Below are 14,202 nucleotides of genomic sequence, written 5' to 3' on the forward strand. Positions count from 1 at the left end.
GGATTTTAGTCCGGGGACGACAAAACCAAGATTAATAGGTAAGAGCACGGGAGTGGAACCTTGGTAGAGAAGATAGAAAAAACGAACCCTGCGGAGAACCCGCTGGAGGCCTTTGATCGCGAGATCGAGCAATACGCTCTGCAAGGCCATTGGAAGATGGAGCTGCCGGCGAATATGGAGCCGCGCTCGAGACTCAAGCCGATGCACTGGCGATGGAGTCTCGTTCGCGAGCAGTTGATGCGCGCCGGGAAGCTGATCGGAGTGAACGAAGCCGGACGCCGCACGATCCAGCTCCTGAACCCCGGCCTCTATCCTTTGAAGAGCACGACGCACACCTTGCAGATGTCGATCCAGTTGGTGCTGCCCGGAGAAGTCGCCACCGCGCACCGGCACACGATGGCCGCGATACGCTTCGTGGTGGAAGGAGGCGGCACGTTTACGACCGTGAACGGCGACAGCTTTCTGATGGAGCCGGGCGACCTGATTCTTACTCCCAACTGGACTTGGCACGACCACATCAACTCATCGGATGCTCCCATTATATGGATCGATGGGTTGGATGTGCCGTTCTCGCGGGCGATGGACACGATGTTCATCGAGGAGTACTCAGAACCGCGCCAGGCCGTGCAGCGGGTTCTCAAAACTTCCGAAGACAGCGCCCTGACGGCGCACGGCTCTCCCTGGTACTTCAAGTGGCGCGACGCCGAACGCACGCTCAGGCAAATGTTGGAGCGCTCGCCGGAGACGAACGACAGTCTCATTATGGATTATAAAAGCAGAGACGGCGGACCCACCTTGCCGACGGTCGGCTGCGGCGCGCAGATGCTCACCGGCGGCGAAAAAACAAAAGCGCGCCGCCAAATGTCCTGCGCCATTTACCACGTCGTCGGCGGCCGCGGGAAGACGCTGATCAATGACGTCGTCGTCGAATGGGCGAAGGGAGATTTCTTCGTCGTCCCGAACTGGAGCTGGCACCGGCATGAAAACGGCTCGAGCGACGAGGAGGCGTTCTTGTTTTTTTTATCCGATCGTCCGTTGCTCGAGCCCTTTGGATTGTACCGCGAGGAGCAGCACCGCTGAGCCGCAACCATGCTCAAATCTCCCCTGGCCCCTCTTTTTCAAAGAGGGGTATGCTATGGGACGCGAGGAATTAGGAGCTGCGTTTAAAGATTCCCCCTTTGAAAAAGGGGGACAAAGGGGGATTTCTTGCATGCCGCACCGCGACTTGAGAGAGTGGCTTGAAGATGTAAAGCGGCTCGGGGAGTTGAGAATCCTGCGCGGCGCGCACTGGGACATCGAGATCGGCGTGCTGGCCGAACACCTGATGCGCGGGCGCAATCAACCGGCGGTTTTGTTCGATGAAATCGTCGACCATCTGCCCGGCTACAGGCTTTTGGTGAACGATGTCGGCTCCAAAGAGCGCCTCGCTCTAACCCTTGGACTACCGGCCGGGCTCGACGAGAACGGCATCAAAGCGGCGTGGCGCCGCAACCGCAAAGAGCTTCAGCTCATTCCTCCCAAATACGTCAAAGACGGACCGTTGATGGAAAATATCTTGCGCGGCGAGACGATCGACATGGGTAAATTTCCCGCGCCGCGTTGGCACGAAAAAGACGGCGGCAGGTATCTGGGGACGGGCGACGCCGCCATCACCGCGGATCCGGATGACGGGACCGTCAATATGGGCGCCTATCGCGTGATGACTTTGGATCGCGATCGCGTCTTTCTGTATATTTCTCCGGGAAAAGACGGCCGCGTCCACCGGGATAAATATTTCGCCCGTAACCAGCCCATGCCCGCCGTCGTGGTCTTCGGCGCCGAGCCGCTCATCCACATGGCTGCCAGCACGTCGGTTCCGCAACACGTTTGCGAGCTCGATTACGCGGGCGGCCTCAAGGGCGAGCCGCTCGAAGTGATTCGCGGGCCGGTAACCGGCTTGCCGATCCCGGCGCACGCCGAGATTGCCATCGAAGGGTACGCCATGCCGGACGAGCGGCTCCCGGAAGGTCCTTTCGGTGAATGGACCGGCTATTACGCGAGCGGAGTGCGCGACGAGCCGGTTTTTCGCGTCAAGGCAGTCTATCACCGCAACGATCCGATCGTCCTGGGTTCGCCGCCGGTGAAGCCGCCCTCGGGCAAGGTCTATACGCAGGCGATCCTTCGCTCCGCGGCGATTGAAGAGGATCTGGCCAATGCGGGAGTTCCCGACGTGAAGGGCGTGTGGTGCCACGAGGCAAGCGCCGCCCGGATGTTTGTGGTCGTCGCGCTGCGGCAGCGCTACGCCGGGCACGCGAGACAGGCGGCTTGCATCGCCGCGCAGTGCCGCACGATCGCGTACCTGTCGCGCTACGTCGTGGTCGTGGATGACGACATCGATCCGATGGACCTGGAAGAGGTGATCTGGGCGATCAGCACGCGCAGCAATCCGGAAAAGGACATCGATATCATGCGGCAAACATGGAGCGGGCCGCTCGATCCGCTGATCTCGCCCGAGGACAAGAAGCGGAGGGAATATTTTTCCTCAAAGGCGATCATCGATGCCTGCCGGCCGTTTCCCTGGCGCAACGAGTTTCCCGAGGTGTCCGAGTCGAGCCCGGCGATGAAGGAGCAGGTGCTGACTAAATGGCGCAAATTCCTCGATGGGACTGCGTGAAAAATAACCGTTCACCCTTCGACGGCGCTCAGGGCGAACGGTTAAGGATCGGAGAGGCGTTTATTGGCCGTTCGTGCTGAGCCCTGTCGAAGCACGAGTGAACCTTTCACGCAGTTTGTCGCATAGGCGAAAGAGGGGGAGTTTTCATGAAAATAACTCTGTGTTGGCTACTGTTAGTTGTTACGCTGGTTGCGGGAGTCGATGTCTCCATCGGTCAGGAGTGGAATAAGGTTTTGGAAGCGGCCAAGAGAGAGGGCAAAGTCGCTGTGATCGGTCCGGTGGGCAACGACCGCCGGGATGTTTTGGTCGAGCCGTTCCAGAAGAAATACGGAATCTCCGTGGAATATTTCGCCGACCGCGGCGCCGGCATCGGCCCGCGCCTCACGGCCGAGCGGGCGGCGGGGCAGTATCTTTGGGACGTGGTCGTGACGGGAACCACGACGGGGCTGCTGGTCCTCCTGCCTCCGGGGATGCTCGATCCCATGGAGCCGGCGATCCTCTTGCCCGATGTGAAAGACCCCAAGCAATGGCGCGGCGGGGCGCTTGAATTTTCCGATACCGGGCGGCGTTTTCTGGTGATGACTCCCTCGCAGCGCGGCACGCTCTTCGTTAACCCAAAGGTCGTCAAGCCGCAAGAAATCAAATCTTACAAAGAGCTGCTAAACCCGAAGTGGAAAAAAAGGATCGTCATGGACGATCCGACGAGAGCCGGGCCGGGCCAGGCGACTTTCACTTTCTTTTACCTCCATCCGGAGCTCGGTCCGAACTTCATTCGCGCCCTGGCCAAGCAAGAGCCGGTCATCTTGAGGGACTATGCGCAGGAGCTGGACGGGGTCATCAAGGAAAAGTATTTGGTGCTGATCGGCGTTTCAGACATCGTCGCCGAAGAACGCATGAAGGACGGCTTGCCGATCGCGATTTTGGATCCACGGCAACTGAAGGAAGGCTCGGACGTGAGCCCCGGCTCCGGCGGCCTGGGTTTTTTCAACCGGGCGCCGCGCCCCAATGCCGCCAAGGTCTACATCAACTGGCTGCTCTCGAAAGAAGGACAGACCGGATTTGCCCGAGTGAATGGTTATATCAGCGCGCGGCTGGATGTCCCGACCGATCACTCGCCTTGGCGCGTGCCGATACCGGGATCCATTAAGACCTATACTCAGCAGGCGATCGACATCAAGGACGATGTTATCGCGCTGTTCAAGGAAACTTTCGGGCGTTGAGATGAAGGGGCACGAAGCCGGAGCGATGCTTATGGATTTCATGAGGACTGTCAGGGCATATTTTCTACCGTCATTCCGGCCAAGTCAGCCTCAGGCTGACGCGAGCCGGAATCCACCCCCTCTCTGTCTCCCCCTTGGCAAGGGGGAGATTAAGAGGGGGTCGCCCCTTAGCAAGGGGGAGATTAAGTGGGGGTTCTGGATTCCCGCTTGCGCGGGAATGACGACAAAGCGCACCGCCGACTTCTTCATCGAATTTTTGAGACAAAACACTAAAGGGTTTGCTATCGCGGCAATCCTTCTGCCGGTTATCGTAGAATCGGCGCTTGCGCAATCGCCTCCGTCCTGGGAGCAAATTTTGGCGGCGGCTAAAAAGGAGGGCACGGTTACCGTGATCGGCCCCCAGGGAAACGAGACGCGGGACGCGCTCAGCATAGGATTTCAAAAAAAATATCCTGAGATCAAAGTGGAGTTGCTCAGTATGGCCGGCAACCAGATCGCGCCGAAATTGCTCAACGAGCTTGCCGCGGCGAAGTATACCACCGACGTTGTCATTACGGGCACGACGACGGCTCTTGAAAGCCTCGTGCCGGGAAAAGCGGTCGTCCCGATCCGGCCGGTTCTCGGAGGACCGAATACCCGGGACCTCGGCAAGTGGAAAGGAGGAAAACTACTCTTTTCCGATGACGCGCAAACTTACAATCTAATTTTCAGTGCATACGTCAAGGCGCCGTTTATTTACAACACGAGCCTGGTTTCTGCGGGCGATTTCAAGTCATGGAGAGACCTTCTGGAACCGAAATGGCAGGGGAAAATTGCGCTGAAAGATCCCCTGAGCGCGGGCGGAGGCCTGGGCAACTCGACGCTCTGGTACACGCATGAAAGTCTCGGCAAAGATTTCATCCGCAAGCTCTTGACGCAGAAGGATCTGGTGATGCCGCGAGACGACCGGCAGATGCTGGATTTCGCCGCGCGCGGGAAATATCCAATCGCGATCGGGCCGAGCGACGTTCTGACCAACGAGTTCATTGCGCGCGGGCTGCCGCTCAAGCATCTGCACCCGGAGACCTTGAAGGAAGGCACGTACATCACCGCGGGAAACGGGAGCCTGGTGATCGTGCGCAACGCGCCGCATCCGAATGCTTTGCGCGTTTACGTCGACTACCTGCTTTCAGCCGAGGGACAGCTCCATTGGAGCAAGGCTGCGCGCTTCGCGAGCCTGCGCCAGGACGTTCCTAAAGATCACGTCCAGGATATCCTCGTGCCCAAGGAGGGCATGCCGTACCCGGACATCTCGACCGAGCGCTATGTGAATTTGCGCGAAGAGATCATTCAATTTATTAAGACGATCGTGCCGCGATGAGAGTTTCGCGCAGCTGCGAGCGATTGTTTGGAGTTTTTTTGCGCACGCAAATCTCCCCTGGCCCCTCTTTTTCAAAGAGGGGTAATGCGAAAATGCCTGTAAGAGATTCCCCCTTTGTGAAAGGGGGATAAAGGGGGATTTTAATGCGACGCGGTGTCTCGCGGGATAGAGGTGAGCGTGACGCATCGGAGGTTACGATGGGCTTTAATGGGCTGAGAGAATTCATCCGACTGCTCGAAGACGAAGGCGAGCTCGCGCGCGTGCGCGTGCCGGTCGATCTGAACCAGGAGCTCGGGGCCGTTTGCGTAAAGAGCCTGAGGGGTCGCGGACCGGCGCTTCTGTTCGAGCGCCCAGGCGGAAAAGAGACGCCGATTTTCATCAACGCGCTCGCCACGCGGCGCCGTTACGCGTTGGCCATGCAGTGCCCGCAGAGCGAGATCCATCGCGAATGGAATCGCCGCGTGAGCCAGCCGCTGCCGCCCGTGGCGGTCGCATCCGGGCCTTGTCAGGAGATTGTTCTCCAAGGAGACGACGTCAACGTTGTGGATCTTCCGGCGCCGATACTTAACAGCGACGACGGCGGCCCTTATCTGACGCTCTGCTGCCACATCACGCGGGATCCCGCGACCGGCGTGCGCAACGTCGGGATATATCGGAACCAAGTGCATGACCGGCGGACTCTGGGCATTCTCTCCGGCCCCTACACCAACTTTATGCTGCAACAGCGCAAAGCGGGAAGCGAGACGTTTCCGGTCGCGATTGCGATCGGAGTCGATCCGCGCCTGGTCATGGCGGCGTCTTGCCCGTTTCCGTTCGGCGCCGATGAGCTGGCGATGGCCGGGGCTCTCCGCGAGAAAGCGTTCGAGGTCGTCGAGTGCAAAACCGTCCCGCTGCAAGCGCCGGCGGACGCCGAAGTCGTCCTTGAGGGTTATTACCGTCCTGAGGAAAAACGTGAAGAAGGGCCGTTCGGCGAGTTCACGGGCCATTACGGCGGTTTGAAGATGCCGCGGCCGACGATTCACTTGACGGCGATGACGCGGCGCAAAGATCCGATTCTGCATTTAGCTTATCAAGGCGCGCCGCCCCATGAGACCGATGTCCTGACGGCCGTCGGCAAGGAATCCGAGATCCTGCGCTCGATCACGTTGGCCGGGGTCAAAGCGGTTCACCTAACGGAGGGAGGCTGCGGCGTCTTTCACGTTGTCGTCGCGATCGAAAAACTGTTCGAGGGTTACGGCAAGATGGTCGGCCTGGCCGTCTTCGGCTCGCCGAGCGGGCGGCACATCAAGCAGGTTACCGTCGTCGATGACGACATCGATCCGTTCGACCCGGTTGCGGTCGAGTGGGCGGTCGCGACGCGCGTGCAGCCGCATCGCGACATCGAGATCATGAGCGGGCTCACCGGGATTTTTTTGGATCCATCGCTCCCGAAGGAGGAGCAGGAGGGTCCCGCGCGCACGTCCAAGATTCTTATCGACGCGACGCGTTACGACGCTAAGAATTTTGCGCCGGTCTGTCTTCCGGCCCGGGATGTGTGCGCCAAAGTAGAGAAAGAGTGGGACCGCTATGGAATCGGGAAGGCAACGGGCAAGAGGCATTAGGCAGAAGGAACAAGTTAACTAGCAGGCTGCTGAAAAATCGGATTCATGCTTCGACAAAGCTCAGCACGAACGGAAAACCCTAACGTTCTCAGACATACCTCCGTTCACCCTGAGGCTCTCAAAGGGTGTCCGATGTGTTTTTCAGCAGCCTGCTAGTGCCTATTGCCTAGTGCCTTTTTTAACAAGGGAGGTTCGATGGATCAAAACTCGGTTCAAACAATAATGGAGACTCTCAAGGAAGAAGGCATCGATCTGGTGGTGACGCTTCCCGAAGAGCCGACTTACGCTCTGACGGAGGCGATACGGCAGGATCCTTATTTTACCGCCGTGACCGTGGCCGGCGAGGGAAACGGAATCGCCTTCTGCGCCGGCGCCGCGCTGGGCGGCAGGCGATGCGTTTTCGTAACCGGGATCGCGGGCCTGCTCGTGGCGACCTGGGCGTTGTCGCAAATGGGGATGGTGTACGGCGCTCCGATTCTCATTCTCGCCTCGTACCGAGGCGACTTCGGCGACCACAGCGGGATCCCCGGCTCTCAGCTCCTGATGTTCAAGCAGGTGGCGGAGCCGCTGCTCGGCGCGCTGCGCGTTCCGTATCGTGTGGTGAATCAAAAGGCGAATTTGAAACGGATGGTCCAGGAAGGCAGCTTCGCATGCCAGGACTACAGCCATCCCATCGTTCTGTTGTTGAGCGGGGAGGTGCTCTGGTGAAACGTTACGACTGTCTCAAACTGTTGCTGCCCATGGTCGACGAGCAGATGTTCACTGTGACCAGTCTTTCGTCGAACACGGCATTTTGGTCGTCTCTTCGGACGCAGGGGCCGAGCTTTTTCGGCTGCAACATGGGTCTCTGTATTCCTTTTGCGCTCGGGCTCACGGCCGCCTTCCCCAAACGCAAGGTCATCGCTCTGGATTCGGACGGCAGCTTGATGGTGGATACGAGCAGCTTGATCACCGTGGCGGATGTCAATCCGCCCAATTTCGTGGCCGTCGTCTTTGATAACGGCTCTTACGCCCGCATGGGTTCGACCTTCACCACGCGCAGGACCGATCTGGAGAAGATTGCGCAGGGCGCCGGGATCGCCAAAACCGGGACGGTGCGGACTGAGGAAGCGTTCTCGGCGTCGGTGAAGCAGGCCCTCGAAACAACCGGGCCTACCTTTCTTGTCGCCAAGGTGGAGCCGGACACGGAGAGGGTTAAAGGCGATCCGCACCGTACCTACGGCCGGGCGATGAGAGAATTTTTTATGGACGCCGTGCGCCGCCATCCGGATTTTAAGGTCAAATGAGCAACGGGTGCTGCAGGGAGAGAATTGAATCGTTGGTTCGAAACCAACCTTGAAAAAATGCATAGAGATGGACCCTTGCGTTTTTCCCGTCACTCCGAAAATGGGGCAATCAGTGCCGGCCGATCAGCTTCCGGCTCAGACAGACTCCCTCGCCCTCTCCCTGTGGGAGAGGGTAGGGTGAGGGTTTTTATGGTCAAAGGAGAAGCTTTCGATCACCTAAACGAGCGGGATAGATTTATGTCTAGGAGGTTCTCATGGTCTTGAATGAATCAGCGGAAGTTATGGAAGAAGTGGCGAAGACGAGGTTTCTCAGGAAATCTCCGTTTCTGGAATTTTGCGACGCCGAGGGCTTGCCGGTCATCACCGGGTACGGGGTGGAAGACTTGCGCACCGTCCCGCTCGGCCATTGGGACCGTCTCGGAGGCCCGGCGGCTTACTGCCATCTCGAGGGATCGCAAGGATTCGTGGGGTCATTGGTCGCCGAGATCCCGCCGGGAAAAAGTCTCAAGCCGATGCGCCACCTCTATGAGGAGCTCATCTTGATTTTAGAGGGCCGCGGCGCGACTCAGTTCTGGTGCGACAAGGCGAAAGAGATGATCGTTCTCGAATGGCAGGCCGGCAGCATTTTTTCTCCGCCGCTGAATTTCAAACACCAGCACTTCAACGGATCGGCGAGCGAGGCGGTGCGCTTCGTCGCGGCGAACAACGCCCCGATCGTTTTTAACGCCTTCGACTCGGCCGATTACATCTTCAATACGCCGTACGAGTTCACGGATCGCTTCGCCGGTCAAAGCAACTATTTCTCCAGCGAAATCAAAGAGGGAGAGTTCGAGGACACGTCGATCAATTTCATTCCGGATGTTTACGCCCTGCCGTTGACGCGGTATCCCCGTCGCGGCGTCGACTACAGCCGCCTTGGGATCACCGGCTCGGGCAATCGGGCGATGGTGGGACACGTCATGCAGATCGGCAGCGGCACCTACAGAAAACCGCATTATCACGGTTCGGGCGCGCAGGTGATCGTGCTGGGCGGCAAGGGATACACGCTCATGTGGCCGAAGGATCCAAAAGAAGGTTCGTTCGTGCGCGTCGACTGGCAGAAGGGCAGTCTGCTCGTGCCGCCGGAGCGATGGTACCACTCTCACTTCACCACGAGCGCGGAGGCCGGACTGCACCTGGCGCTGCGTCGCGGCCAGCGCGGCGTCGGCAAAAACTATCTCGCGACCGTGCCCGAACGCGAAGGCGGCACCGTCATGGACTACGAAGATGAGCCGCGTGAAGTCCGCGCCATGTACGAGGCCGCGCTGGCGAAAGAAGGCGTCGCTTGTCGCATGCCGCCGGCGAATTATAGAAAATAAAGTCACGGGATTACTATGCATGAAAGTTTTCGCAGTCTGCCCAAATTTACCGGTGGCCCGTAGCTGTTAAAGGGCGGGGGATTGCTCGCGCCAAGACGCCAAGAACGCAAAGAAATCGAGGAATCCCCCCTTCATCCCCCTTTGACAAAGGGGGAAAGAGGGGGATTTGAGGAACCTTGGCGCCCTTTGCGTCTTTGCGCGAGGTATTTCGACTTTTGGTTGCGGCTCCGCCGCGCTAGGCTCTTTGTGGTGAGTAAGTCTTTTGTTGAAAACGTTACTCAGGAGAAGTGAAATGCAACGTCGCTATCGATTTGCAGGCAGTCTTCTGATCGCATTTGTGTTTCTTTCGTCGGCTGTCGCGCCTGGCGCAGCCGTCAACGATCCGGCCTGGGGAAAAATCGTCGCCGCAGGCAAAAAAGAAGGTAAGGTGGTCGTCTTCGGACCGGCCGGCGCCGACGTCAGAGACGCTTTCACCCAGGGGTTGCAAAAAAAATATCCTGAAATCGAAGTCGACTTCAGCGGCATGCAGGGCGCCCAGGTCGCGCCGAAATTGCTGGCGGAGCTCAGCGCAAAACAATACCGGACCGACATTGTCGTCGCCGGCACGACGACAATGATCGAGGGGCTGGTGCCGGTCAACGCCATCGTTCCGCTTGAGCCGTTTCTCGTCGGCCCGGAGAGCCGCGATCCGTCGAAATGGCGAGCGGGAAAATTCCATTTTTCGGATGACGCGGGGAAGTACAATTTATTCTACGGCACGCGGGTCCAGGTCGCGTTTGTCTACAACAAAGACACGGTGTCTCCGGGCAAGATCAAGTCGTGGAGGGATCTGCTCAATCCCGAATGGAAAGGCAAGATCGCCATGCTCGATCCGCGCCGGGCGGGCGCCGGGCTGGATCTCTCGACGTTCTGGTACACCAACGAGAAGCTCGGGCTGGGCAAGAGTTTCATGAAGCAGCTTTTTACGGCGCAGGAAATCTTCTTTTCAAATGAGGAACGGCAGATCCTCGACTTCGTCGCCCGCGGGCGATACCTGATCGCGATCGGACCGAGCGGCACTCTGACATTTCAACTCAAAGCGAAGGGGCTGCCGCTCGAGCTGTTTGGCGGCGCGGGTTTGCAAGAGGGCGGGTCCGTGACGGCCAGCAACGGCACGGTCTCGGTCGTGAGAAATGCGCCGCACCCGAACGCGACCAAGGTTTATGTAGACTATCTGCTCTCGAAAGAAGGGCAAACGGCGTGGAGCCAGGCTTCCGGGCTGGCGAGCCTCAGGAGCGACGTTCCGCGCGATCACATTCCGGAAATTCTGCTGCCGCAGGAAGGCGTGACTTACCAGGAAACTCACCGGGAGAAGTACGTCGTGCTGCGCAAGGAAATCGTCGACTTCATCAACTCGGTCCTGCCGCCGCGCTGAAATCAGTAACAAATGGGCGCAAAAAAAGGACCTTCTGATTTTCTGTTCGGCACACCGGCTTGACGTACGTGCGAGACGAGCATAGGGCTAGAGAAAAAGTTGAAGTCCCCTTTTCTTGCCCCGGAAGGCCACGCTTAGAAGGGGTTAGACCGCGCTTACCTACTGAAACGATCATTCGGTTGATGTTGAAGTAGCAGGAAGCGATGAAATATCTTCTTCAAGTCGTCCCCGCCTTGTTTTTCTCCCTTGTGGCCATTCCAGTCCATCTGCAGGCGAACTTTTACCAAGGCAAGACGATCACGTTCATTCAATCCAGCGGGCCCGGCGGAACGGCGGACATGCGGATAAGATCGATGATGGCCTTCCTGTCGAAGTACATTCCGGGAAATCCCACTATTTCGACGGACTACATGGCAGGCGCGGGGGGTCGAAAAGCAGCCAACTACATCTTCGGGGCTCGGCCCGACGGGTTGACCATTCTCTCCGCCACTTCCGGCCTGATCCCGAGCGCCATCATGGGGGAATCCGGGGTGCTGTACGACGTCGACAGGCTGATTTATCTCGGGACGCCTTACAGCGAGTTTCACGCGCTGTTTTTTTCAAGGAAAGAGTCGGGCCTGGACACGATCGAGAAGCTGCGAGCCGCCTCGGGGCTTAGAGTCGGGGCTCAATCGGTCGGACACGCAACCTATAGGGAAGGACGGATATTTAGCTACTTGATCGGGTTGACGAAGCCGGCGTTCGTCGTGGGCTTTAGCGGGCCTGAGATCGACCTGGCGTTGGAGCGCGGCGAAGTCGACACGCGGTCGAGCTCGACAGAGTCGGTTCTACAGCGGAACTTGGACTGGGTCGAAAAGGGGCGGGTATACTTCCATTCGATCTTCGAGGTTCCCCGCGGCAATAAACATCCACGCTTCGGCCATCTTCCGGAGGTCGAGAGCTTCGCCCGATCCGACAAAGAGCGAAAACTAATGGTGCTCGTGCGGAATTTAAAGCGATCCGGAGCGCCGGTCGTGCTTCCCCCGGGAACACCCGCCGACTGTGTCCGGATTCTGCGCCAGGCGTTCCGCGCAATGTTTCAAGATCCCGCCTTCCATGAAGACTTCAAAAAGCGCGTCGGGGAAGAGCCGTCGCCTCTGGCCGCAGAGGAGTTGGAGAACATGATCCGGGAGACGCCGAGAAACCCCGAGGCCGTCGAGCTTCTGAAAAGCTTGAACGGACCCGGGCCTCTTCCTCCTCGCTGAAGTACCGCACTCACCCCGCTTCGAATTCCCGAAGTTTCTGATTCTGGGTGAAAAATCTCGCACTTGACCCGGCGCGGTTAATTGGAGTATGTGTTGCCCCGGAGTGTCTAATTTCGCCGTTAGAGAGACGCCTATGCTGGACCCGCAATCAAAAAAACTCCAAGCGGACCGATCGAACCCTCGCAGTCCAGCGGCGCGGAGGAGCCCGGCCGCTGACCGTAATATGACTGACTGGAGAATCAGATGACTACGCTCTGGATGTGGGCCGAGACAGCCTTGACCGGGGCGTTCTACGTGGCGGCAATGGTCTTTCTGATTCTTCGCTTGGCCGGAGTTTATGATTTCGCTTGGCTTATCAGCGCACGAGATTTTTCGGCAGCGGCCGGTATAGTGGCGGTCGGCCTCTCATATGTAGCTGGAAGGCTTGCTGCAGTACTTCAGGATCCTCTCTTGCGGCTTGTGCGGATCACTTCAGCGAACGCGGGGGCGATATCCGATCAAGACCATATAAGAATCTGGCAGCATGGTTCTCAACGCTTGCACTGGGGAATCGACACCACGTTTTACATCTCCGAATTGTCCAAGTCACTCTCAGTTGCGACCCTTACTTTTGCTGTATGCTTCGCCTTATGGCTTTACGAGGCATTGTCTCCATTTGCCGCATTGGCGATGATTGCGTTCGGCGTAATGTGTTTCGTTTGTTTCGTGAGGGCGTTCTTGCAGCAGCAAGCACTGCTTGAGCAGTATCTTCGTGCCGCGATAGTCGAAATAGATCTTGAGGTCGCGCATTCGAGGATGAAAGACTGATTAACTCGTCGGTAAATGGATGCGCACGCGTCGAAAGAGGAATGCCTGATTAAATGAAAAGCTGCACCTCGTAATTTGGGTGTATACGGTCTCTAAGGACCAACATTAACAGGCTGGCTCTGTGAGAAGTCGCCTAAAACCCAAAGGAGGTGCAGCATGAAAGAGTATATAGGAGTTGACCTGGGAAAGCGCAAGGCCGTGGTTGTGAAGAAGGACCGCCACGGCAAGATAACTGGGAAGGCCACTCTGGCCGTGACGCAAGCAGCTCTGGACAACTATTTCTCGAAACAAGACTCCAAGAGTGAGGTCGTGGTAGAGGCATCGGGGAACTGGATGTTTCTCTACGAGACCATCGAGCAATATACGCCTCACGTCATTTTGGCCCATCCGCTTAAGACTCGAGCCATTGCTGAGGCTCGGATCAAGACCGACACCATTGACGCCACTACCCTAGCTGAACTTTTGCGTTTGGACGGAATTCCGCAGGCATACATTCCACCCCGAGAGGTACGAGATGTGCGGGAGCTGTTACGCTACCGAGCATCTCTCGTGGCGCTGCGGATGGGATTAAAGAACAAGATCCACGCCGTGCTGACGAAGAAGGCGATCGAGTGCAGCTGGAGCAATGTACTGGGAAGGAAATCCCGGCAGTGGCTTAAAACGCTGCCGCTTCGTCCCTGCTACCGGCAAGAGATCGACGGGTATGTCCGCCTAGCGGAAGTGATGACCACTTTGATTGAGGAGATCACGGCAACGATCAAGCAGCGCGTATCCGAAAGTCCGCAGGCCCAATTGCTCATGACCGTCCCGGGAAATCAGCTACTACTCCGCTCTTTTGATTCTGAGCGAGATTGGTGAGGTCGAACGCTTCCCTGACGCCAAGCACTTGTGTTCTTACGCCGGCTTGGTGCCCAGCGTATACAGCTCGGGGAGTAAGTCCTTCCACGGCAGGATCACCAAGCAAGGATCTCGCTGGCTAAGATGGATCCGTGTGGAGATCAGCATCCATGCAGCCAACGGAGATGCCCGCTTTCAGAAATTGTATCGTAGAGTTGCTCGGCGCCGGGGTTTTGCGACGGCTAAAGTCGCCGTGGCGCGCAAACTTCTTACCGGGGAAAAGAAAAGGGGATCGCGCCAAGGAAACTTGGGAAAGGGGGAAGAGATGTAGAAAACAACTCGGAAACCTTTCAGTGAAACCTTGCAGGTAAGCAAGCCTGTCCGGGAAGGCCTAACCCGCTCCCGGAAGCGAGTCTTGCGCT

General features: G+C 57.9%; 12 protein-coding genes. All 12 read left to right on the plus strand.

The window, feature by feature from the left end:
- The first annotated feature begins 60 nt into the window (after nt 1-60).
- The 12 genes from VGL70_04680 to VGL70_04735 all read left to right on the plus strand — a co-directional run bounded on the left by VGL70_04680 (nt 61) and on the right by VGL70_04735 (nt 13,801).
- Nucleotides 61-1,080 carry a cupin domain-containing protein gene (locus VGL70_04680; protein HEY3302817.1) on the plus strand — a complete coding sequence of 340 codons (1,020 nt, stop codon included), beginning with the start codon at nt 61-63 and terminating at the stop codon, nt 1,078-1,080.
- A gap of 130 nt (nt 1,081-1,210) precedes the next feature.
- Nucleotides 1,211-2,653, plus strand: coding sequence for a UbiD family decarboxylase (locus VGL70_04685; GenBank protein HEY3302818.1), 1,443 nt, complete (start codon nt 1,211-1,213; stop codon nt 2,651-2,653).
- A gap of 146 nt (nt 2,654-2,799) precedes the next feature.
- A complete protein-coding gene (locus VGL70_04690) occupies nt 2,800-3,873 on the plus strand; it encodes an extracellular solute-binding protein (protein HEY3302819.1) in 1,074 nt (357 codons plus the stop codon).
- 355 nt (nt 3,874-4,228) lie between these two features.
- Nucleotides 4,229-5,233, plus strand: a complete 1,005-nt coding sequence (locus VGL70_04695; GenBank protein HEY3302820.1) for an extracellular solute-binding protein — start codon at nt 4,229-4,231, stop codon at nt 5,231-5,233.
- A gap of 197 nt (nt 5,234-5,430) precedes the next feature.
- The gene (locus VGL70_04700) at nt 5,431-6,834 is read left to right on the plus strand and encodes a UbiD family decarboxylase (GenBank protein ID HEY3302821.1); all 1,404 of its coding nucleotides are present in this window, start codon (nt 5,431-5,433) and stop codon (nt 6,832-6,834) included.
- Between the two features lie 195 nt (nt 6,835-7,029).
- Nucleotides 7,030-7,542: a hypothetical protein gene (locus tag VGL70_04705; GenBank protein ID HEY3302822.1), complete on the plus strand. Its 513-nt coding sequence runs from the start codon at nt 7,030-7,032 to the stop codon at nt 7,540-7,542.
- Nucleotides 7,539-8,120 carry a thiamine pyrophosphate-dependent enzyme gene (locus tag VGL70_04710; protein ID HEY3302823.1) on the plus strand — a complete coding sequence of 194 codons (582 nt, stop codon included), beginning with the start codon at nt 7,539-7,541 and terminating at the stop codon, nt 8,118-8,120. Before VGL70_04705 ends, VGL70_04710 begins: the two co-directional genes overlap by 4 nt.
- 254 nt (nt 8,121-8,374) lie before the next feature.
- Complete coding sequence (locus tag VGL70_04715; protein HEY3302824.1) at nt 8,375-9,478, plus strand: ethanolamine ammonia lyase-activating protein; 1,104 nt, start codon at nt 8,375-8,377, stop codon at nt 9,476-9,478.
- A 292-nt stretch (nt 9,479-9,770) separates the two neighbouring features.
- Nucleotides 9,771-10,892, plus strand: a complete 1,122-nt coding sequence (locus VGL70_04720; protein HEY3302825.1) for an extracellular solute-binding protein — start codon at nt 9,771-9,773, stop codon at nt 10,890-10,892.
- Between the two features lie 203 nt (nt 10,893-11,095).
- Complete coding sequence (locus VGL70_04725; GenBank protein HEY3302826.1) at nt 11,096-12,136, plus strand: hypothetical protein; 1,041 nt, start codon at nt 11,096-11,098, stop codon at nt 12,134-12,136.
- A 243-nt stretch (nt 12,137-12,379) separates the two neighbouring features.
- Nucleotides 12,380-12,943, plus strand: a complete 564-nt coding sequence (locus VGL70_04730; protein HEY3302827.1) for a hypothetical protein — start codon at nt 12,380-12,382, stop codon at nt 12,941-12,943.
- A gap of 156 nt (nt 12,944-13,099) precedes the next feature.
- On the plus strand, nt 13,100-13,801 hold the full coding sequence (locus tag VGL70_04735) for a transposase (protein ID HEY3302828.1): 702 nt from the start codon (nt 13,100-13,102) through the stop codon (nt 13,799-13,801).
- Nucleotides 13,802-14,202 lie beyond the last annotated feature (401 nt).

This window comes from Candidatus Binatia bacterium, from assembly GCA_036504975.1.
GTDB lineage: Bacteria > Desulfobacterota > Binatia > UBA9968 > UBA9968 > JAJPJQ01.